This is a genomic window from Psychromonas sp. KJ10-5, assembly GCF_055808325.1.
Genome location: NZ_CM147864.1, coordinates 970760 through 992591, shown reverse-complemented (window position 1 = coordinate 992591; position 21832 = coordinate 970760). Strand labels below are relative to the sequence as shown.

17 protein-coding genes are annotated in these 21832 nt (G+C 37.7%); 5 read left to right on the top strand and 12 right to left on the bottom strand.

What is annotated here, in order from left to right; genetic code table 11:
• Positions 1-4: 4 nt before the first annotated feature.
• The 4 genes from AC0L3W_RS04535 to AC0L3W_RS04520 form a co-directional block, all read right to left on the bottom strand.
• The gene (locus AC0L3W_RS04535; protein WP_290039348.1) at positions 5-1777 is read right to left on the bottom strand and encodes a sugar phosphorylase; all 1773 of its coding nucleotides are present in this window, start codon (positions 1775-1777) and stop codon (positions 5-7) included.
• 82 nt (positions 1778-1859) lie between these two features.
• Entirely contained in the window at positions 1860-3083 is a 1224-nt protein-coding gene (locus tag AC0L3W_RS04530; RefSeq protein ID WP_290039347.1) for a glycosyltransferase family protein, read from the bottom strand.
• Between the two features lie 16 nt (positions 3084-3099).
• Positions 3100-3963, bottom strand: a complete 864-nt coding sequence (locus tag AC0L3W_RS04525) for an HAD-IIB family hydrolase (RefSeq protein ID WP_409439578.1) — start codon at positions 3961-3963, stop codon at positions 3100-3102.
• A 511-nt stretch (positions 3964-4474) separates the two neighbouring features.
• On the bottom strand, positions 4475-5578 hold the full coding sequence (locus AC0L3W_RS04520) for an OmpA family protein (protein ID WP_409439579.1): 1104 nt from the start codon (positions 5576-5578) through the stop codon (positions 4475-4477).
• Between the two features lie 178 nt (positions 5579-5756).
• Here AC0L3W_RS04520 and pdsR point away from each other — a divergent pair, with 178 nt between their 5' ends.
• The 4 genes from pdsR to pyrC all read left to right on the top strand — a co-directional run bounded on the left by pdsR (position 5757) and on the right by pyrC (position 10791).
• Positions 5757-6464 carry a proteobacterial dedicated sortase system response regulator gene (gene pdsR / locus AC0L3W_RS04515; protein WP_290039344.1) on the top strand — a complete coding sequence of 236 codons (708 nt, stop codon included), beginning with the start codon at positions 5757-5759 and terminating at the stop codon, positions 6462-6464.
• Positions 6464-8626: a proteobacterial dedicated sortase system histidine kinase gene (gene pdsS, locus AC0L3W_RS04510; RefSeq protein ID WP_409439580.1), complete on the top strand. Its 2163-nt coding sequence runs from the start codon at positions 6464-6466 to the stop codon at positions 8624-8626. Before pdsR ends, pdsS begins: the two co-directional genes overlap by 1 nt.
• Positions 8627-8657: 31 nt before the next feature.
• Entirely contained in the window at positions 8658-9617 is a 960-nt protein-coding gene (locus AC0L3W_RS04505) for a coproporphyrinogen III oxidase (RefSeq protein ID WP_290039342.1), read from the top strand.
• Positions 9618-9759: 142 nt separating this feature from the next.
• Complete coding sequence (gene pyrC, locus AC0L3W_RS04500; RefSeq protein WP_409439581.1) at positions 9760-10791, top strand: dihydroorotase; 1032 nt, start codon at positions 9760-9762, stop codon at positions 10789-10791.
• A gap of 112 nt (positions 10792-10903) precedes the next feature.
• Here pyrC and AC0L3W_RS04495 read toward each other — a convergent pair whose 3' ends face one another.
• Positions 10904-11503: a PhnA domain-containing protein gene (locus AC0L3W_RS04495; protein ID WP_409439582.1), complete on the bottom strand. Its 600-nt coding sequence runs from the start codon at positions 11501-11503 to the stop codon at positions 10904-10906.
• An 88-nt stretch (positions 11504-11591) separates the two neighbouring features.
• Positions 11592-12668, bottom strand: coding sequence for a glycosyl hydrolase family 18 protein (locus AC0L3W_RS04490; protein WP_290039339.1), 1077 nt, complete (start codon positions 12666-12668; stop codon positions 11592-11594).
• Between the two features lie 115 nt (positions 12669-12783).
• On the opposite strand from AC0L3W_RS04490, the gene AC0L3W_RS04485 reads away from it, so the two are divergent.
• Complete coding sequence (locus tag AC0L3W_RS04485; RefSeq protein ID WP_409439583.1) at positions 12784-13932, top strand: methyltransferase; 1149 nt, start codon at positions 12784-12786, stop codon at positions 13930-13932.
• Positions 13933-13980: 48 nt separating this feature from the next.
• Here the strand turns inward: AC0L3W_RS04485 and AC0L3W_RS04480 are convergent, their stop codons facing one another.
• The 6 genes from AC0L3W_RS04480 to AC0L3W_RS04455 form a co-directional block, all read right to left on the bottom strand.
• Positions 13981-14469 carry a hypothetical protein gene (locus AC0L3W_RS04480; RefSeq protein WP_409439584.1) on the bottom strand — a complete coding sequence of 163 codons (489 nt, stop codon included), beginning with the start codon at positions 14467-14469 and terminating at the stop codon, positions 13981-13983.
• 397 nt (positions 14470-14866) lie between these two features.
• Positions 14867-15739 (bottom strand): succinate--CoA ligase subunit alpha, encoded by an 873-nt coding sequence (gene sucD, locus AC0L3W_RS04475; protein WP_290039336.1) that lies wholly within the window; start codon positions 15737-15739, stop codon positions 14867-14869.
• The gene (sucC, locus tag AC0L3W_RS04470; RefSeq protein ID WP_409439585.1) at positions 15739-16905 is read right to left on the bottom strand and encodes an ADP-forming succinate--CoA ligase subunit beta; all 1167 of its coding nucleotides are present in this window, start codon (positions 16903-16905) and stop codon (positions 15739-15741) included. The genes sucD and sucC overlap by 1 nt, the downstream gene beginning before the upstream one ends.
• A 120-nt stretch (positions 16906-17025) precedes the next feature.
• The gene (gene odhB / locus AC0L3W_RS04465; protein WP_290039334.1) at positions 17026-18192 is read right to left on the bottom strand and encodes a 2-oxoglutarate dehydrogenase complex dihydrolipoyllysine-residue succinyltransferase; all 1167 of its coding nucleotides are present in this window, start codon (positions 18190-18192) and stop codon (positions 17026-17028) included.
• 49 nt (positions 18193-18241) lie between these two features.
• Positions 18242-21052, bottom strand: a complete 2811-nt coding sequence (sucA, locus tag AC0L3W_RS04460; protein WP_290039333.1) for a 2-oxoglutarate dehydrogenase E1 component — start codon at positions 21050-21052, stop codon at positions 18242-18244.
• Between the two features lie 53 nt (positions 21053-21105).
• Positions 21106-21822, bottom strand: coding sequence for a succinate dehydrogenase iron-sulfur subunit (locus tag AC0L3W_RS04455; protein WP_290039332.1), 717 nt, complete (start codon positions 21820-21822; stop codon positions 21106-21108).
• Positions 21823-21832 lie beyond the last annotated feature (10 nt).

Here is a 21832-nt window from a genome sequence, read left to right as displayed (position 1 = left end):
GTGATTATTCATATAAAATATTACTTATCCAGACTGTTTGATACGGTGCAAGCATCATCATATCTGCCTGTACATCTATGACCTCGCCAGAGATTAATTCATACCAATTATCTGTCATAATAAGGTTGAGGTCATGAATAGCAAGTTCCATTTCATGGCTTGTAATATTACTGATACAGAATATGCTTTGTTTTCTATCTAAACTTTGACGCCAGAAACCGAACATTTGTAACCCTAAATGTAACGTAAATTGCGTTGCATTAGGATGGAATGCTGGTTGTTTAATACGAATATCCAATAAATCTTTTAATGAGTTTAGTACGATTGAATGGTGGTTAGTTTCGTCATCTAGATTATCTTGTAACTCTTCGTAATCCCAACGATGTCTATTAATAGAGCGATTGTGCTGTGTATTAGCCACTTTCTCATAATCGTTTTGCGTTCCTAATAAACTATGAATGTAAACGCCAGGCACCCCTTCTAGCCCGAACATAATGGCATGAGCACACAAAAAGCGTTGTAGTCCTAATTTATCTTTGCCTTTGGTTGTTCCTTGTAATGCATCGTAGAGTGCAATATTAATTTCATAAGCTTTAGGTGCACCGGTTTCAGTGGTACGCCATGAAACCTTACCGCCAAATTGCTGCATGGTTTCTACTAACGTTGTTAATTCATAATCATTTAATAACCCTTCAGCAGGACGTAAACCGATACCGTCATGTGATGCAATAAAGTTAAAATAGAAAGTACCATTTTGTGAAGGAGGCATACTCATTAACCAGCGTTTTAGGTATAAGCAGTTGCCGGTTACTAACGTATTAATCAGTAAAGGAGGTAATGAGAAGTTATAGATTGCATGGGCTTCATTGGCATTACCAAAATAGGTCAGATTTTGAGTATTAGGGATGTTTGTTTCCGTAATAATCACTGCATCATGTTGAGCATGCTCTAATAAGGTTCTTAATAAACGAACTACTTCATGGGTTTCAGGTAAGTTGATAGAAGTGCTATTAAGTTTTTTCCATAAAAACGCTACGGCATCAAAACGGAAAATTTTAACTCCCATATCCAGATATAAACGGATAATAGACACAAAGCTTTTGAGCACTTCAGGGTTTCTAAAGTCAAAGTCGACTTGGTCATGGCTGAAGGTACACCATACATGTTGAGTGCCTTTACCTGTTTCTGTTTCTCTTAATAGGTCAGAGGTTCTTGGACGGACCACATTTGATAAGTCATCATCAGGTGATGCGGTATAGAAAAAGTCACTACCAATCCCTTCGCCTTTAATAAAATTATCAAACCATGCACTTCGACTAGAACAATGGTTAATCACTAAATCAGACATTAAGCGACGATCTTTCGCGATTGATTGAATTTCTTCCCAACCCCCTAGCGATTCATTAACACTAGAGTAATCAATAACTGAAAAACCATCATCTGAGCTATAAGGGAAAAAGGGTAAAATATGTACACTATTAACGCTATCACCAAGGTAATGATTCATAAAATGCTGAAGCGTCACTAACGGTTTTTCATCCGCTTTCATAACACTATCACCATAGGTGATCATGATAATATCTTTCTGTGACCAATGATTTTCATGAGGAACTGGCGCTGTGCAGCTTTCATTTAAACGCATCAATTCAACTAATTGATCGCTTAAATCTTCACAACTAATACTTAGCTCAACATCTTTATAAATAAAATTAAGCTGTTGTGTTAATTTACTTTTTAACAGTAACAGTTCATTTTCTGCTGCACTTAATTCCGCCATAAAACTCCCCTTATTAACACCAAGTAATTAACAGTGATTGCTTGGTGTCATTTTATTATTGATTTTAATATGAGTGATGCTTTTACTCACTGAACTCTTGATAATCTAACTCTACCGCTTCTTTCAGCTGGTCCAACACATCTGGCATCGCACTGATAACACGGCTCCATGATGGAATGAAAGGCGTATCCATTGGCTTATCTAAGAAGATCTGGCCAGCAGTCATGACATTCTCAGCAAACATCTCTATGGCTTTTTCTTCATTATGGATATCTAAACTTAACCCATTCATTAGTGCATCACCACGATACATTTCTAAATAATCTAATGCGATACGGTAATAAGTTGCTTTTAAAGTACGAATACTTTCGGTACTAAATGTTTCACCCTGTGTTGCCAATTTACGAATAAAGGCTTTAGTAATGTCCACAGACATTTTAGATAATCCACCTTCTACATTGTCCAGCGATAAATCTTGGTGTTTATGATCGTATGCATCTGAAATATCAACCTGACAAGTACGGTTACTTGCATAGTTACGGTGCATTTCAGATAACACACCAATTTCAAGACCCCAATCGCTTGGAATACGCAAATCACTTAATACATCTTTACGGAATGAGAATTCGCCTGCCAATGGGTAAAGGAAGCTATCAATAAATTCTAGGTAATCATTATGGCCAATAGTTTTCTTTAACGCTTTAACTAACGGCGTAACTAATAGGCGTGATACACGACCATTCACCTTGCCATCGGCAACCCTAGAGTAAAAACCTTTACAAAACTCATAGTTAAAACCAGGGTTTGCCACTGGGTAAATTAAGCGTGCTAATAGGGCGCGATCATAGGTTACGATATCACAATCATGTAATGCCACTGATTCTGCTTTGCCTGAAGCTAATGTATAACCCATGCAATACCAAACATTTCGGCCTTTACCCAATTCTTTTGGTGCAACGCCCAGTGCTTGTAATTTTGCATCTAAGGCTTTTAATCTAGGTCCTTCATTCCATAATACTCGATGATGCTGTGGAAGCTTTTTGAAAAACTTAAGTGCATGACGATATTGCTCTTCATTAGCTCGATCCAATCCAATAACAATTTCGCTTAGGTAAGGTACTTCACAAAGGTGATCGACGATATCTGGGAATGCATCGCCTTCTAATTCAGAAAAGAGTGAAGGTAAAATTAAGCCCATTGGGCGTGCAGATGAAAATTTTTGTAGCTCTGCTTCTAGGTTTTCATTACTACGCTGTCTCAGGTTATGCATTGTAGTGACAATGCCATTTTGATAAAAATCAGCCATTATACAATTCCTTAATTTAGCAAATTAGTGTCGAAGATAAAATTTCATGTAACGATTCGGCCCAGCCAGCGGGCCCATATTGACGGCTTTGATAAATATTATTTTGTCTATTGAGAGTTGGAAATTCATGCACTGGGGATTTTATTTGGACAGCAAAAGTAGCCTGTTCCAGCATCGCGATGTCATTTTTACCATCCCCTAGTGCAATTGTGATGATATGTTCTTGTGGTGCAATGAAAGATGTTTGTGAAGAAGATTTTGCAGCATATTGTGAATATTGCTCGCTAAGCCACTGTTGCGCTTGCCCTTTGTCGCAATGTCCACTGATATGCAAAAAACGCCCTCCTTGTAAAACTCTTGCACCTTGAGACTCCATACAAGTAATAAATTTAGCTTGTGTTTGTTCATCTCCCTTCCAATGCAGAGGTTCGCTGAATTGTCGTTGCTTAGCCATTGACGCATTTTCATGACTTAAATCGGTTAACGCCATAAGATCTTCAACAGACATTTCAGAAAAACCTTGGAAATAAGGTTTAAAGTCTTGTGCATGTTGTTTTAATAGTGATTGCCAATGTTCACTATCATATGAAAAAGATTTAACCCAGTATTGCCCTGATATTACGGTGTCTTTAGGTTGCTTTTCGAAATAGTCGATTGGGATGTAAATGGCCGCGCCATTCTCGGTGATAAAAGGAGAGTGAAAAGAGAGTTGTTGTCGAATCAGTTCGATTTCGGGTAATGTTTTACTGCTGTTTGGGATAATGGCAATGTCACTTTGCTTCAACCTATCCATCATATCTTGTGCATCTTCTGTTTGATACGTGTAATGGTCTAATAATGTGCCATCTAAATCAGTAAAAACTAATATTTTTTTATTCATCTATATTCCATTTATTTGATGAGCCACTTCTATTTTTTACCCTAATCAATATATTAATTCCATTAATATCATGCAATTTTCTGACTTTTAATAGATAAAAATCAATTTCAGAGAAAAATTGATAATCCTTATTTATTAGTCATTTAACAACAAATACCTCTTTTTTGTTAGGGCCAAAAAATGAATAATTTATATTATTTCAATTTCTATGGTGCCAACAACTTATTTCTAGAGATTTTAATACGTTAAAATATAACAATACATTAAATAGATAAATTGTACTAATTTTCGACAATTAACTGAGGTGACAATAGAGGTGTTAAAGCGGGCTTAATGGCGACTGAGCGCCGCCACTAAGTGATTAAAAAATAATAAATATTTAAATAAAAAAATGAATTAAGCAAAACAAACTAATACTCGAAATGAGAATTGAATTAACTAATTCACCCGCATTAAACGTATCATTCATATTTGATTGGTTATCTTGTTGTGATGACATACATAACTCCCTTTATAGTGAATAACCTGAGGCATAAGCCAGTGACTCAGGTTCCTTTAGTGATAAAGTCGATACTTGACTAGTACTGATACTATTTTGAGTGTTAAGCAGGTTACTATCATCATCCACCAGCAACTCTTTATTGTTATTACTTCGATGGTTTGAAAGTGACTGTTTCATGCTAACTTCTTGTTCTTGCAAGTTTATATCACCCAAATTTAATTCAGTATTTAGTTGTACCGTATTATTATCTTCCTTTAATGTTTCAGTGATGTGTCGAAACTCCTTTTCGATTACATTTTTTTGATTATTAAGCTGTGCCTTAACCAAACGATATTGCTCTGCTTGTTGGTTATCTCTCTTAATCATTTTAGCTAACTTTTCGATACTCGATTCGTAAGGCATCACCTGCACTTTTCTTAAACTTGCGTTATAAGTGCTGTTTTCAGTATGCCCTGCTTCATATTCACCTAAGGTGAATAAGGTTAGCTGTGTTTGTTGAACGCCATGCTCAACAAGAAATCGAGCGACATTATTAGCCCTTTCTTTTGCTAAATCTAAATTATAACTAGCACGTCCTGATTTATCGGTATGCCCTACCACTTGCCACTTTGTCTGGTCACCATGGCTATTAATGTAATCAGCAACGTCCAATAATTGTAACTTATATTCAGGTGTAATCTGTGAAGAAGATAACGAAAATAGGACATTCATATCATTTGGATCTATTTTCTGAGCTTGTTTTTCATTTAGATCTTCCTGTGAGATCGACTTATTTAATGCTATTTTTTCTGGTTGTACGTCTAATGGTTTTGACATCATACTTCTCTGTTTAGCAACTAAATTTTGCTCTGCAATTTTCGCTAATTCATTAGCATCAGTTGTCAATAGACTATCATCCTGATGTTTTTTAAAGAACACTTGCTCATGACCCTGCTGTGATTTTATTGTGACAGGATGACTAAATTGTTTTAAATGCTCTGAAAATTGCTGTGCTTCCCTAGTAATTCTGTAATCCTCTAAAATGACTAACCCACCAGTTAGTGCAGACAAGGCAACAATGCATACCATGGATTTTTTTAAATTAGCCGATAGTTTTTGAGATGATGTTGTCATAGTGTGACTCCTTAATAATAAATGCAACTTAGGTTGTTGTTTTGATGTCTGTATTAAAACAAACCTAAATGGCAAGATTAGGGAGCAAAAAAGGCAAACTACTGATCAATTATGTTCAAAAAGTGGCGGAGTCAATCTCTAGCTTGCATTGATACAAACCAAGAGGACTTTGTAATTTATGAAACGTATTGCCATCATTGAAGATGACCTTGCTATTCGAGAAAACTATCGTGATGTAATGATCCGTCATGGTTATCAAGTCGATGGCTATCAAGATCGTGAGCAAGCTATACAAGCATTTACAATTCAACTACCCGATTTAGCGATTATTGATGTGGGGTTAGGTCACGAATATGATGGTGGCTTTCTCCTTTGCCAACAATTACGCCAACTTTCTGCAACAGTTCCAATTATATTTTTAACTGCCAGAGATAATGACTTTGATACTATTTCAGGGCTGCGTTTGGGGGCAGATGATTACCTTAGTAAAGAGATTGGATTGGAACATTTAATGGTGAGGATCAGCGCTTTGTTTAGGCGTGCGAGCTTACATGAATCTGTCCCGCTTACAGAAAGCTCAGTCGTTATTCGAGGGGCGTTAATTATCGATAACGACAAAATGCAAGTTAGTTGGAATGAGACTTTATTGGATGTCACTATCACTGAATTTTGGATTATTCACGCGCTAGCGAATAAACCTAGTATGGTGAGAAGCCGTCAACAATTAATGAATGAAGCTAATATGCTTGTTGATGATAATACTATCACTTCACATATTAAGAGGATTAGAAAAAAGTTTATCCAAATTGACCCCGGTTTTGATGAAATTAAAGCCATTTACGGTATGGGTTATCGTTGGGATGTCAGTACAGAGAGTGTTAAATAATGGCTATTAAAGTTGGCTTAAGAGCCAAACTTTTAATCTTGAGCAGTTTATTTTTATTGCTACCTTGGTTTGCCTATCAATTTGTCACTGAAATGGAAAGCTTCTTAAAATCAGGTCAACAACAAACCTTATTAGGTACCACCAGTGGGATTGCAGCAGCTTTGCATGAACGTTCAAGCTTATTTAATACTGATATCAACAATAATGACAATATTAAACAAGGTCATGACTTATATGTTTATAACCTTGAGCAGCCGATAATATTAGATGGAGAGGAAGATGATTGGCAAAGTATTATTAGCTTTAAGAATCATTACTCAGCAACATCAACAACATCAAAAGTTAACAATCCAGTACAGTTTCAACAGATATTAGGTAAACATAATGGTTATTTATATGCTTTTTTCAAAGTAAAAAATCAACATCCACTTATTCGTAATATCGATACACCTCAACTGAATAAAGCTGACCATATGATCATCGCCATGAGCTCTCCACAAGGGAAATTGATGCGTTATATTGTTTCCGTCACTTCAGATGGTTGGTTTAATGCATATCGTTACCCTGAGCATAGCCTTTACACAACCCCAACTAATAGAGAAAAATCAATTCAAGGCATCTGGAAAACAACCAGCACTGGCTACGATATAGAGCTTCGTTTACCACTTGAGTTACTAGGTAATAAACTAGGTTTTCAACTTAATACTAGATCTAACATTAATAGTAATAAAATCGATCAACAAATCATGACCTCAAATTTATTAGATGTTAAAGGCTTAGGCAGTGTTTTAATTCCATCTCCAGAGATCAAGAGCCTTCTACAAGCTATGAGCCATACCTCTTCTCGATTGTGGGTCGTGGATAAGTTTCAACGAGTTATTGCGAACACCGGAGATATTCACCAAGCAAAAGGTATTTGGCCAGGCAGCTTGAATGATATAAACCAGAATAAGCAAGAGCATAACCTTTGGGAAACGATACAAGAACAGCTTTTATCACCTATTTATGGGCTGTTTTTAGATAAACCGGACACTAGCTTTACTGATATTAAAATAAATCCAACTCACTTAAATGAGACGCTATTAACTCAAGCTTTATCTGGTATTGCTGCAACGCACTGGCGATCAACCCAGGACCATAAGGCATCCATTCTAAGCGCAGCACACCCTATTTTTGTCAATGGAAAAGTAGTTGGCGCTGTCTTAGCTGAAGAAACCAATCATGGGTTACTAAGCTTACGAAATGAAGCGTTACAGAAGCTATTTAATGTATTGTTTACCGTACTCATTGTGGTTGGAATATTACTTTTTGGTTTTATGTCGACAGTGGTTAAACGTATTAGGCACTTACGCGATCAAAGTGAATCAATGCTCGATCAAAATGGCCGTTTAACCGGACACTTTGTTGCCAGTGGACAACAAGATGAAATAGGTGATTTATCACGCAGTATGGAGAATATGATAAAACGCTTAGGTCAATATCATCAATATGTTGAGCAGTTATCAGCAAGGTTATCCCATGAATTACGCACTCCTGTTGCGATAGTGAGATCGTCTCTAGAAAACCTTGCCGCACTTCCGTCTGATTTAGAACAGCAGAAATATGTAATTCGCTCTCAACAAGGCATTCAACGTTTAAATAAAATTTTAACCAGCATGAGTGAGGCGAGTCGTATCGAACAAAGTTTATCTCATCTTGATAAGCAAAATATCGATCTGAATGAGTTAATCAAAGGTTGTGTACAAGGTTATCAGATGATTTATCCTAATAATGCCTTTACCGAACATCAGTCATCGGCATCTATTCTGATAGAGGCAGATCCTGACTTTATCGTTCAATTATTAGATAAATTAGTGCATAACGCCGTTGAGTTTTCTCCGCAAGGTGAAGCAATTATTATTGAGCTACAAGCCCACCATCAACATGCGGTGCTTAGTATTAGTAATAAAGGCCCTTTACTGGTGGAAGGAACACAGCAAGATCTATTTCAATCTATGGTATCAATTAGACCCGAAGCACATCAACATGATGCTCACTTAGGGTTAGGGTTATATATCGCGAAAATGATTTGTGACTATCATGATGCAGATTTGCAGATCGCAAATAATACAAACTTGACTGGGGTTACAGTAACCATTACCTTTCCTATCATCCAACATTAATCCATGATTGACTCGATACTATAGGAAGCTCATGCGCGTACTCGCCACATCAGAACAAGCAAAATTTGCATTAACCGAACTTAGTCAAGTACAACATTATTTTGTAGATAAATTGTCGACACTTTCGACAGGCACTAAATTCTCACCTGTTGAATGGCTACGTGATGAGGGTTCTCATGGCGGAGGGAAACGCTATGAAGCTAGCAATAACAGTGTTTTTAACCGCGCTTCCGTCAATATATCGCAAGTACAATATGAAGATAAGCCTGATAAGGCCTTTTTATCTGCTACCGCATTATCGACAATTATTCATCCTCAACACCCTTTAGCACCTTCTATTCATATTCATGTTAGTTGGACTGAATTGAAGAATGGTCAACGCTACTGGCGACTGATGGCTGATTTAAATCCAGCTATCGAAGATGCAGCAGATAAAACCTTGTTCAATGAAACATTAAGGCATGCAAGTGGTAAATATTACGATAGCGGTATTGAACAAGGCGAACAGTATTTTTATATACCAGCATTAAATAAACATCGTGGTGTTTCTCATTTTTATTTAGAGGGATTTGTCGGCGATGAACAAACACCAAAGCACTTTGCCATTAACTTCGCTAAGCAAGTTATCGATTGTTATATCGCTATATTAACCGATAAATTTAGTAGCCTTCCACCTCCTTCTGACCAGGAGCTTGCTCAACAATTGGATTATCATACTCTGTATTTTTATCAGGTATTAACACTAGATAAAGGAACCACTGCAGGCCTATTAATTCATAACCAAAATGATGTTGGTACGTTGGGGTCTCTGCCCGCTTATATTAATCGTCATTTACTTTTAAGTTGGGTTGAGCAATCTGAAACAGCACAACAACCTTTGGTACAAGCATTAGTTAATTTGTTCCCAGAGCAACAGGCAGTTCATGTTAGCGCAACTATTAAGGCAAAAATTGCAGAGGCTATTCGAGCACATTATGCTCAATTAAGTTAACCAACAACTACACCGCTTGTATCTTAAGTATAAGCGGTAATATCGTTAAATGATTAAACCGGCCAGTTTGCTCTTTACTTAACTTAATGTAACTTCTAGAATCAGCCTCAACTTCCCCAGCCTCTATCACACGGAGTATTATATGAGCACTAAACTAACGATCACACGACCTGACGATTGGCACGTACACTTACGCGATGGCGAAGTGTTGGCAGATACAGTTCGCGATACCAGCCGTTATATGGGGAGAGCGATAGTCATGCCTAATTTAGTGCCACCAGTGATGACAACTGATAGCGCATTAGCATACCGCGATCGTATTTTAGCTGCACAACCAAAAACGACTTTTACACCTTTAATGGTGCTTTACCTAACAGACAATACAACACCAGAAGAGATCAAAAAAGCCAAGGCATCAGGCCATGTTTATGCAGCTAAATTATATCCTGCAGGCGCAACGACTAACTCTGACTCAGGTGTAACAGATGCAACTAAACTAAAGGCGACTTTTAAAGCAATGCAAGAAGTCAACATGCCTTTGCTGGTTCATGGAGAAGTGACTTCAAATCACGTTGATATTTTTGATCGTGAAGCGGTATTTTTAAAAGAGGTGTTATCACCAATTGTTGCTCAGAATCCAGATCTGAAGATTGTTTTAGAGCATATTACGACAGCCAATGCTGTCGAGTTTGTTAATAAAGCTGGTGATAATGTTGGCGCGACAATCACGGCACATCATTTAATGTTTAATCGTAATCACATGCTAGTGGGCGGTATTAAACCACACTTTTATTGCTTACCAATTTTAAAAAGAAACACACACCAGGCCGCGTTAGTTAAAGCAGCGACTAGCGGCAGCAAAAAATTCTTTTTAGGTACCGATTCAGCACCTCATGCTATTGGCGCAAAAGAGTCAGCTTGTGGTTGTGCAGGTTCTTATACCGCATTTGCTGCGTTAGAACTCTATGCTGAAGTATTTGAAGCTGAAAATGCATTAGATAAATTAGAAGGCTTTGCTAGTTTCAATGGTCCTGATTTCTATGGCATTGCTCGAAATCAAGATACTGTAACATTAGAAAAAACGGCGTGGCCGGTGCCAGATTCATTAGCTTTTGGTAATGATATTGTAGTGCCTATTAAAGCAGGCGAAAATATGACATGGAAAGTACTTTAATCGTCATTGAATAAAAAATTTATTATTGATAAAGGCCCTATCACTATTGAGTGCTAGGGCCTTTATAATTTTTGCATATAGTTCGTTGAATGGTTAGTTCATGTAACTGATATTACTTATCTTCAAACAAAGGCATCTTTTTAAGGTAAGTTGTTAACAAAACAATGCGTACGCCATTAACACGTCCTTCTATATGCTCCGGGTTATCAGTCAATGAGATATTACGAACTGGAGTACCACGTTTTGCGGTAAAGTTTGCGCCCTTGACTTCTAAGTCTTTAATCAGAGTTACATTATCACCCGCCACTAAAATTGTGCCATTAGAGTCTCGTGTTGGTGCTACTTCCTCGATATCATCAGCTGCAACTCCATAATCAGCCCATGCTTTTTGTTCATCTTCCATGTACATCATATCTAATAAGTCTTGTGCCCAGCCTTCACCAGCTTTACTTAAACGAGTTAACATACGGAAAGCCGTTACTTGTACTGCTGGCACTTGGCTCCACATGCTATCGTTTAAACAACGCCAATGGTTATTATCCATTTCAGCTGTTTTAGCAATTTGCTCAGAACAGGTCGCACAGACTAATACTGACTTATCCGAATTAGGTTCTTTAACTGGTGGGACTTCAAATATAGACAATTCGTTGGTAGATAAACACAATTCACAACATCCGTTGCTACGTTCAGTTAAAGCGGCTTTAATCGGCATAATTCGACCTTAATGTGGTTAGAAAAAATAAGGGCGCTATTATGCGCCCTTTTAACCACAAAAAAAACCATGGAATTATATTTTATAATTAATCACAAATATCGTTTGCACTACCTGATACTTGCCAATCAACTGCCGCTAATATTGAGAAATAATCACTATCAAAATAGTCCTGCTCTAATGACGTAATAATTACACCGCCCGCATAAGACTGGGCATACTCTGTTTTATCGTTTACTGTTGGAATACCGTTGTAGTTAATGTCATCGTAATCATTACCGTCTTCATCTTCTACATTAGAAGCTTCATCAACACAGGCATTATCATCATCGTCATCAACAATTTCTCGGAAATCCAGCACACCATCACCTTTAGAATAAGCTGGGATTGCTAATACTAGTCGGTTTTTAACCACGCAACGATCAGTCCAATATTCAATGGCATCTTCAGCATCTTCCAATGAAGAATGTAAATCGTCATCATCGGTTGTATTTAATGCCATCACGTTCATAAAATCAGCATAATCTAATACATCATCTTGAACGCCATCGTCTGTGTCATCATCATCTTGCCCAGTATCAACCACAAAACTAAAGATTTTATCTTCGTCTTCTAATGATTCACTGACCTCTTTGACCAAGTCTTCAAAAAGATCACCTTCATCATCACCTTCTGGAAACTGCCAATTGATATCAATACCATCAAGGTCATAATCATCAATTAGGTCTTCCATGTTATCAATAAAATTACTCATAGCAGAGTCACTAGCAGCAATCGTATTAAATGCGGAGTCACTTGAGTTACCAATTGAAGCCATAGCATAAATACCCGCATCATGTGCGGCCTCAATCATATCTTCAAAATCGTCAGTGTCATCCGGTAATACTAATTCGCCACTAGAGGTCACACCAATTTTGTTATAGATAACATGAGTTAACATTGTAAAATCGATATCATCTAGCGTATCTTCATCATTCTCGCCCCAATAGGCAATCTGTTTAAAGTTAACGGTAGTCGTATCAGTGCCACAAACGACTTCATCTTCTCCATCGGCAATATCAGATAAAATATCATCAATTTGGTTATCACAAGCTGTTATAGTGAATAATGAAATACACATAATTAGTGCTTTCATTAATTTATTTTTAGTTATTATTATATTCACAAAGCATCTCATCCTTATTCATTTTGAGTACAGGCATAATATCACTTACCTTAAGCAAGCAAGCAAGTTAAAATAGCACATTAACTTACACTATATACATAACTAGGCTAAACCTATGAATGAAGCATTAATCATTGCAGATCAAACATTAATTTTACATCGTCACCCACGCAGAAAAAATGAAACCTTACAAGCATGGGATTCAGCAGATGAATACCTGATCAACCACTTCCAGGATAATGAATTAGGTAAATACATTACCGAAGATGGGCAATTATTAATTATCAATGATGGTTTTGGTGCACTAAGCTGTTTTTTTAAAGAGACACAAAGAACCGTTGTTTCAGATTCATTTTTATCTGTCAGCTCTATTAAACTCAATATGCAGCGTAATCAATGTCCTACTGAGACACTATTAATTCAAGATAGTTTGCAGCCATTACCAACAAATGCAAAAGTAGTGCTAATTAAAGTACCTAAGACGTTGTCTTTTTTAGAACATCAATTACAACAATTAAGCACTGTTATCAATAAAGACACGATCGTTGTTGCTGCCGGTAAAGTTGATGCGATTCATAAATCAACATTAGCATTATTTGAAAAATATATCGGTACCACTAAAACTTCATTAGCTAAGAAGAAATCTCGTCTTATATTTAGCTTACCTGATCAAATAAACGTTCCAGAAAAAGAAGTAGCAATCACTTGGGACATAGAACGTTTTGATTGGAAAATACACAATCACGCCAATGTATTTTCACGCAACCACTTAGATATTGGTGGCCGTTACTTGATGGACAACCTTCCTGAAGGCGATTTCACTAAAATTGTGGATCTGGGTTGTGGCAATGGTGTAGTGGGTATGGCTGCAGCACAAGCTTATCCAGATGCGCAAATTACATTCATTGATGAGTCATATATGGCTGTTGATTCCGCACGTATTAATATGCTAAAAAACTTTGAAGAAGAGCGTTCAGATAACACGCGTTTTGTAGTGAATAATGGTTTAGTTGGATTCAAGTCTCGTAGCTATGATTTAATTTTATGTAACCCACCGTTCCATCAACAACATGCTATTACCGACCATATTGCTTGGAGCATGTTTAATGATGCACACTTCTGCTTAGCAATTAATGGTGAATTAGTTATTGTTGGTAACCGTCATTTAGATTATCAAGATAAGTTAAATCGTATCTTTGGTAATTGTGAGTTAATTGCAGAAAACAAAAAATTCGTTATTCTGCGTGCAATTAAAAGAGATTAACCTGCATATAGATCAGTTGATTAGGTCAGTGAAATTGACCTAATCATATTAAGCTCTAACGCATTGAATTAATTCACTGTAAGCATCTGACTTAACCGTTAACTCATTCTTGCTTAAATTCACAATCTTTCCTGATTCATTAACCGTCGCTGGTAATATCTTCTTTAAATTTAAAATTGATTCTAGTTCTGGATGACTGACATTTTTAAAGTCTATATTTTGAGAATTCATGCTCAAAACGTCTTCTTTTAACTGCCACGAAGAACTATCCATTATACTGTATTTTAATTTTGGCATACCGCTTAACGTAAACAATAAAATCCCATAACCTTGCGAGGTATTATCTTGGTTATATTGGATACGGTAATTAACATCAACCACCATTTTAGAGTTAGGCTCTTCAATTTTATGCTGACAAAACCAACTGCCATAGAGGTTGCTTGGATTGATTGGAGTTACATTGGTAACGCTTGTTTCTGCCATACTTGGGATTGCATAAAACAATAATAACGCAGGCAGTATTTTAACTAAGTTCATGGATAACCTTGTCACAGACTAAATAAGAAATTAACAATAAAGCTTAAGTGTTAATTAAGCTTGTCACAGTACTTAGTCAACAAGTTGGGTAAATAAATCCCATTATTTTAATAAATATTTTTTATAAAAAAGTCCGGTAAAATACGCGGCCCAATGTGATATGAATATCTATTATAAATGACCTTTCTTCCGATACACGGCAATAACTAGTTCAGTAAAGGTATATAAAAAGCATAAAGTAAATCGACTCGCTCTTTGACAAGAGCGCAGTGTCACTCTCAGTCAAAAAAGACTATGTAATAAGGAGAGAATAAAATTTGAGTGATAAAGTGAATACATAAAAAAACCCCGCATAAGCGAGGTTTGATAATGAGATGGTAAAATTAAACTAAGTTAATTACCAACCAGTAATTTCACGCAATGCTTTGCCGATATCCGCTAACGATTTAGTGGTTTTAACACCTGCATCTTCTAATGCTTTAAACTTATCTTCAGCAGTACCTTTACCGCCAGCGATGATAGCACCAGCATGCCCCATACGCTTACCAGCAGGTGCAGTTACACCAGCAATGTAAGAAACAACAGGTTTAGTCACGTTAGCTTTAATGAAAGCAGCCGCTTCTTCTTCAGCAGTACCGCCGATTTCACCGATCATCACAATCGCTTCTGTTTCTGGATCTTCTTGGAAAAGCTTTAAGATATCAATAAAGCTTGAACCAGGGATTGGATCACCACCAATACCTACACACGTTGATTGCCCAAAGCCTTCGTCAGTAGTTTGTTTTACAGCTTCATAAGTTAATGTACCTGAGCGAGAAACAATACCTACTTTACCTTTCTTATGAATATGACCAGGCATGATACCGATCTTACATTCATCAGGTGTAATAACACCAGGACAGTTAGGGCCAACCATCACAACACCCGCTTGATCTAGTTTGATTTTAACTTCAACTAAATCCAAAGTAGGGATACCTTCAGTGATAGTAACAATCAACTTAATGCCTGCGTCAATTGCTTCTAAAATAGCATCTTTACAAAATGGAGCTGGTACATAGATAACAGAAGCTGTTGCGCCTGTAGATTGTACCGCTTCGCTTACCGTATTAAATACAGGTAAACCTAAATGCGTTTGACCACCTTTACCTGGTGATACACCACCGACCATTTTTGTACCGTACTCAAGCGCTTGCTCAGAATGGAATGTACCTTGCCCACCAGTGAATCCCTGACAAATTACTTTAGTATCTTTATTAATTAAAATGCTCATTATTTGCCACCTACCGCTTTCACAGATTGCACAGCTGCATCTGTTAATGATGTTGCTGCAATAATATTTAAACCAGACTCCGCTAAAATCTTACGACCTAATTCAGCGTTGTTACCTTCTAAACGAACAATAACTGGTACTGATACACCGACTTCTTCAACAGCTCCGATAACACCGTCAGCAATTAAATCACAACGTACAATACCACCAAAGATATTCACTAATACCGCTTCCACTTTATCGTCAGATAAAATAATCTTAAACGCTTCAGTCACACGCTCTTTAGTTGCACCGCCACCAACATCTAAGAAGTTAGCCGGGTTACCGCCATGCAAATGTACAATATCCATTGTACCCATTGCTAGACCAGCGCCGTTAACCATACAACCGATGTTACCATCAAGTGCTACATAGTTAAGTTCCCACTGAGCAGCATGCATTTCACGTGCATCATCTTGAGTAGTATCGTTAATGTCATTTAGTGCTTTTTGACGATACATTGCATTAGAATCAATGGAAATTTTGCCGTCTAAACAGATCAGGTCATCGCTACCAGTCACAACCAGCGGATTAATCTCTAATAGAGATAAATCTTTATCTTGGAAGATAGTCGCTAAGCCTAAAAATATTTTTGTAAATTGACCAATCTGCTTGCCAGAAAGACCTAATTTAAATGCTAATTCACGACCTTGATATGCTTGCGCACCAACCAATGGATCAATCGTCACTGTATGAATAAGTTCAGGTGTTTCTTCAGCAACCTTCTCGATTTCAACCCCACCTTCAGTAGATGCCATGAACGTCACACGTTGTGATGCACGGTCAATAACTGCACCTAAATATAATTCATTGGCAATATCGCTACAGCTTTCTAATAACAACTTGTTCACTGGCTGACCATTGGCATCAGTTTGATAAGTTACTAAGTTTTGACCTAACCATTTATTAGCAAATTCACGAATAGACTCTTTTGAATCAACTAACTGCACGCCACCCGCTTTACCGCGACCGCCTGCATGTACTTGGCACTTGATAACCCATTTGTCGCCGCCTAACTTAGACGCGGCATTAACTGCATCTTCACCACTATCACAGGCAACACCCTGTGGAACTGGTAGACCGTACTCTTTAAATAGCTGTTTTGCCTGATATTCATGCAAATTCATGTTTGATTTCCATTTGTTGAGTTAAACTTAATAGCCCGAAAGCTGTGAGTGTAAAAACAATTTATGAAATTAGCTGCCTACCAATATAGGCAGCTAAGGAAGGGATACTGAAGCGTGGAATTAAATGTCTAATAATAGACGAGTTGGATCTTCTAGTAGCTCTTTAATTGTTACCAAGAATCCTACTGATTCTTTGCCATCAATTAAACGATGATCATACGAAAGTGCTAAGTACATCATAGGTAATATCTCAACTTTGCCATCAATAGCCATTGGGCGGTCTTGAATTTTGTGCATACCTAAGATAGCAGCTTGCGGTGGATTGATAATTGGCGTTGAAAGTAATGAACCAAATACACCACCGTTGGTTACAGTGAAGTTCCCACCCATCATTTCATCAACCGTTAATTTACCGTCACGGCCTTTAATTGCAAGGTCACGAATGCCCTGTTCAATCTCAGCAACGCTAAGTGTATCTGTGTCACGTAATACAGGTGTTACTAAACCACGTGGTGTAGATACTGCAATGCTAATATCGAAGAAGTTATGATAAACAATATCATCGCCATCAATCGCTGCATTTACTTCTGGGTAACGTTTTAACGCTTCAGTTACAGCTTTAATGTAGAAAGACATAAAGCCTAAACGAATACCGTGTTTTTTCTCGAATACTTCTTGGTATTGCTTACGAAGATCCATGATAGGTTTCATGTTCACTTCATTGAAAGTGGTTAACATTGCAGTAGAGTTTTTCGCCTCTAACAGACGTTCAGCAACACGTTTACGAAGACGAGTCATTGGAACTCGTTTATCACTACGTGCGGCAACAGCAGCAACGATATCAACCTTAGGCGCAGTTTCACTTTTGTTCTTCTCTGTGCGGAATTTCTCAACGTCTTCACGAGTAATTACGCCGCCTTTACCAGAGCCTTTAATATCACGAGCATCTATATCTTGCTCTAACATTAAACGACGAACAGATGGGCTTGCATCAGCAGCTTTAGCAGGAGCTTGCTCTTCGACTACTTCCTCTTCTTTCGCCGCTGGCGCATCACCTTCTTCAAGTTTTGCTAACAATTGCTTAGATAAAACCGTTGCGCCTTCATCTTCAATAATTTCTTTTAAAATACCTGTCACTGTAGCAGGTACTTCAAGGACTACTTTGTCAGTTTCGATTTCAACTAAAACTTCATCGCGCTCTACAAAATCACCAGGGTGTTTATGCCAAGTTGCCACTGTTGCATCTGCAACTGATTCAGGCAATTCTGGAACTAATACTTCAATCATAATTAATACTTCCTACAATAAATTTTTATATAATTAAATTTAATTTTGATTACTGTTCATCAAAACCAAGTGCTTCATTAACTAATGCTTTTTGCTGCTTCACATGCAGTGACATATAACCTACCGCTGTTGATGCTGATGCTGCACGACCTGCATATTGCAAGTTAGCACCTTCTGGCAGAACAGTTCTAAAGTTATGTTGACTACAGTACCAAGCACCTTGATTTTGTGGCTCTTCTTGACACCAAACAAAGTCTTTAACATGCGCGTATTGTTCAATTATGTCGTTTAGCTCGTCCATTGGGAAAGGATAAAGTTGCTCAATACGAACGATAGCAACGTTATTTAATTCTTCAGTGCGACGTTTGTCTAATAATTCGTAGTAAACTTTACCACTACAAAGCACAACGCGATTGACCGATTTTGGATCTAGCTCATCCACTTCACCAATTGCATTTTGGAATGTACCAGACGATAGTTCATCTAAACTAGATACGGCCATCGGGTGACGTAATAAAGATTTAGGTGACATAACGATTAATGGACGACGCATAGAACGAATCACTTGGCGACGTAACATGTGGTAAACCTGTGCAGGTGTAGAAGGAATACATACTTGCATATTATGTTCAGCACATAATTGTAAGTAACGTTCCAAACGTGCAGATGAATGCTCTGGTCCTTGACCTTCATAACCATGAGGCAACAACACAGTTAGACCACACATACGGCCCCACTTCTGCTCACCTGATGATAAGAACTGATCAAATACAACTTGCGCACCATTTGCAAAATCACCAAACTGCGCTTCCCATATACATAGACCTTTAGGTGCAGCTGTTGAATAACCGTATTCAAATGCTAAAACCGCTTCTTCTGATAATACAGAATCATGTACATCAAAATGGCCTTGCTCATCTGAGATATTTTGTAGTGGAATGTAACGACCCGCTTCAGATTGCTCATGTAAAACAGCATGACGATGGAAGAAAGTACCACGACCAGAATCTTGACCGACTAAGCGAATGTTGTAACGAGAATCGAGTAACGTTGCGTATGCTAAGTTTTCAGCAAAGCCCCAGTCACATAGTTTTTCACCACGTGCCATCATCAAGCGATCTTTATAGATTTTTGCAACACGTGAATGCTGTACTTGATCTTCAGGGTATTGACTAATAGATTCCGCTAATTCTCTTAAACGCTCTTTTTGGAAAGAAGCTTCGTAAGGTGATTGCCAAGTATGTTTAAGGTAAGGAGTCCAATCAATAGAGTTACCTTGCATCTCTTGCCATTCTTTAACAACACACTCACCGTTATCTAACGCATCACGATATGTGCTAATTAAACTCTTAGCATCTGCACTGCTAATCACACCTTCGCTTTCTAACTGTTTAGAGTAGATTTCGCGTGTAGTTGGGTGTTTTTTGATTTTTTTGTACATCACAGGCTGTGTTGCACTTGGCTCATCAGCTTCATTGTGACCATGGCGACGGTAACACACTAAATCAATGACAACATCACGTTTAAATTTATTACGGAAATCAATTGCAATTTGCGTTGCATGCATTACCGCTTCAGGGTCATCACCGTTAACATGGAAAATAGGTGCTTGGACCATTTTCGCGATATCAGTACAGTAACGCGTAGAACGTGTATCTTCACGATTAGAGGTTGTGAAACCAACTTGGTTATTAATCACAATGCGGATAGTACCGCTTACTTTGAAGGCTCTTGCTTGTGACATATTGAATGTCTCTTGCACAACACCTTGACCAGCAATCGCCGAATCACCATGAATAGTAATAGGCAGTACACTTTCACCGATACCGTTTAAACGTTCTTGACGCGCACGAACCGACCCAAGTACCACTGGATTAACAATTTCTAAATGTGATGGGTTAAACGCTAGTGATAAATGAACGTTACCTTTAGGTGTTTTAAAATCACTACTGAAGCCTTGATGATATTTAACATCGCTTGAGCCATCAATATTGTCGTGTTTACCAGCAAACTCATTGAAAAGATCAGTTGGCTTTTTACCTAATACATTAACCAGTACGTTTAGACGACCACGGTGAGCCATACCAATAACAACCGCTTCAGCCCCTTGCTCTCCAGAACGACGGATCAATTCTTTAAGCATTGGAACAAAAGAATCACCACCTTCTAATGAGAAACGTTTTGCACCTGGAAATTTCGAGCCAATGTAACGCTCTAATCCTTCAGCTGCCGTTAACTCTTCAAGGAAGCGTTGTTTTGCTTCATTACTGAAAGATGGACGACTTTCACTTGATTCAATACGATTTTGAATCCAACGCTTTTCTTCAGTATCCGTGATGTGCATATATTCCACACCTAACGAACCGCAGTAAGTACGTTTTAAAGAAGCCACTAAATCTTTTAAGATCATAGTTTCATTGCCAGCAGCAAATGAACCTACATTAAAGTTGGCATCTAAATCAGACCCTGTTAAATCATGGTAAAATGGGTCTAATTCTTTAATTGTTTCGTTTTTAACTAAACCAAGTGGGTCTAAGTTAGCGGCTTCATGACCACGATGACGATATGCCCCGATCAATTGCAACACTTTTACTTGTTTAGCATCATTATGAACAGCACCTTGAGGAGGAGTGAAACATTTTGGCGCTTTAGCCGCATGTTTCATCTGTTCGCGGATAACGGAGTGACGCTCTTCAGGAGTGTCGCTCACACTTGGTAATTCATCAAAGACTTCTCGCCAATTAGCATCCACAGAGCATGGATCGTCTAAATAAGACTCATAAAGGTCTTCAATATAAGTGGAATTTGCCCCGGAAAGATGCGATGAGGCTAACCAAGTTTCCATAACATTAGTTGGCATTAACGTTCCTTATATTATTATGATTATTTCACTAATCATGTGTAAATTAGTAATTAAACAGCGCGCTGTAATAACATCGATTTTATTTTACCAATCGCTTTGGTTGGGTTTAATCCCTTAGGACAAACACTAACGCAGTTCATGATACTGTGACAACGAAAAACACTAAAAGCATCATCTAAATTCGATAAGCGTTCTTCTGTTGCACTATCTCGGCTGTCAATGAGAAAACGATAAGCAGCCAATAACCCAGCTGGACCAATAAACTTATCTGGGTTCCACCAAAATGAAGGACAAGAAGTTGAACAACATGCACATAAGATACATTCGTACAATCCATCAAGTTTTTCACGCTCTTCTGGTGATTGTTTAAATTCACCAGCAGGTGGAGTTCTGTCATCGTTAATTAAAAATGGTTTCACTTTTTCATACTGAGTATAAAATTGTGTCATGTCGATCACTAAATCGCGAATCACAGGTAAGCCTGGTAATGGACGAATAATTACTTTTTTGCCTGTTGATAACACCTCAGACAATGGCGTAATGCATGCAAGTCCATTTTTACCATTCATGTTAACGCCATCAGATCCACAAACACCTTCACGGCATGAACGACGAAAAGAAAGTGACGCATCTTTTTCTTTTAGCAAGATAAGTGCATCTAACACCATCATATCTGAACCTTCAGGTACATCTAACGATGTATCCTGCATATAAGGTTTAGCATCAACATCAGGGTTGTAACGGTAAATTGAGAAATTAATATTCATATCTATAAAC

What these genes read in the sequence shown, in the direction of transcription:
- AC0L3W_RS04520 (WP_409439579.1), bottom strand. Translation starts at nt 5,578, where the DNA reads ATGACAACATCATCTCAAAAACTATCGGCTAATTTAAAAAAATCCATG.
- sucA (WP_290039333.1), bottom strand. Translation starts at nt 21,052, where the DNA reads ATGCCAACTAATGTTATGGAAACTTGGTTAGCCTCATCGCATCTTTCC.
- pdsR (WP_290039344.1), top strand. Translation starts at nt 5,757, where the DNA reads ATGAAACGTATTGCCATCATTGAAGATGACCTTGCTATTCGAGAAAAC.
- AC0L3W_RS04455 (WP_290039332.1), bottom strand. Translation starts at nt 21,822, where the DNA reads ATGAATATTAATTTCTCAATTTACCGTTACAACCCTGATGTTGATGCT.
- AC0L3W_RS04535 (WP_290039348.1), bottom strand. Translation starts at nt 1,777, where the DNA reads ATGGCGGAATTAAGTGCAGCAGAAAATGAACTGTTACTGTTAAAAAGT.
- AC0L3W_RS04495 (WP_409439582.1), bottom strand. Translation starts at nt 11,503, where the DNA reads ATGCCGATTAAAGCCGCTTTAACTGAACGTAGCAACGGATGTTGTGAA.
- AC0L3W_RS04530 (WP_290039347.1), bottom strand. Translation starts at nt 3,083, where the DNA reads ATGGCTGATTTTTATCAAAATGGCATTGTCACTACAATGCATAACCTG.
- AC0L3W_RS04505 (WP_290039342.1), top strand. Translation starts at nt 8,658, where the DNA reads ATGCGCGTACTCGCCACATCAGAACAAGCAAAATTTGCATTAACCGAA.
- sucD (WP_290039336.1), bottom strand. Translation starts at nt 15,739, where the DNA reads ATGAGCATTTTAATTAATAAAGATACTAAAGTAATTTGTCAGGGATTC.
- pdsS (WP_409439580.1), top strand. Translation starts at nt 6,464, where the DNA reads ATGGCTATTAAAGTTGGCTTAAGAGCCAAACTTTTAATCTTGAGCAGT.
- odhB (WP_290039334.1), bottom strand. Translation starts at nt 18,192, where the DNA reads ATGATTGAAGTATTAGTTCCAGAATTGCCTGAATCAGTTGCAGATGCA.
- sucC (WP_409439585.1), bottom strand. Translation starts at nt 16,905, where the DNA reads ATGAATTTGCATGAATATCAGGCAAAACAGCTATTTAAAGAGTACGGT.
- AC0L3W_RS04525 (WP_409439578.1), bottom strand. Translation starts at nt 3,963, where the DNA reads ATGAATAAAAAAATATTAGTTTTTACTGATTTAGATGGCACATTATTA.
- AC0L3W_RS04485 (WP_409439583.1), top strand. Translation starts at nt 12,784, where the DNA reads ATGAATGAAGCATTAATCATTGCAGATCAAACATTAATTTTACATCGT.
- pyrC (WP_409439581.1), top strand. Translation starts at nt 9,760, where the DNA reads ATGAGCACTAAACTAACGATCACACGACCTGACGATTGGCACGTACAC.
- AC0L3W_RS04480 (WP_409439584.1), bottom strand. Translation starts at nt 14,469, where the DNA reads ATGAACTTAGTTAAAATACTGCCTGCGTTATTATTGTTTTATGCAATC.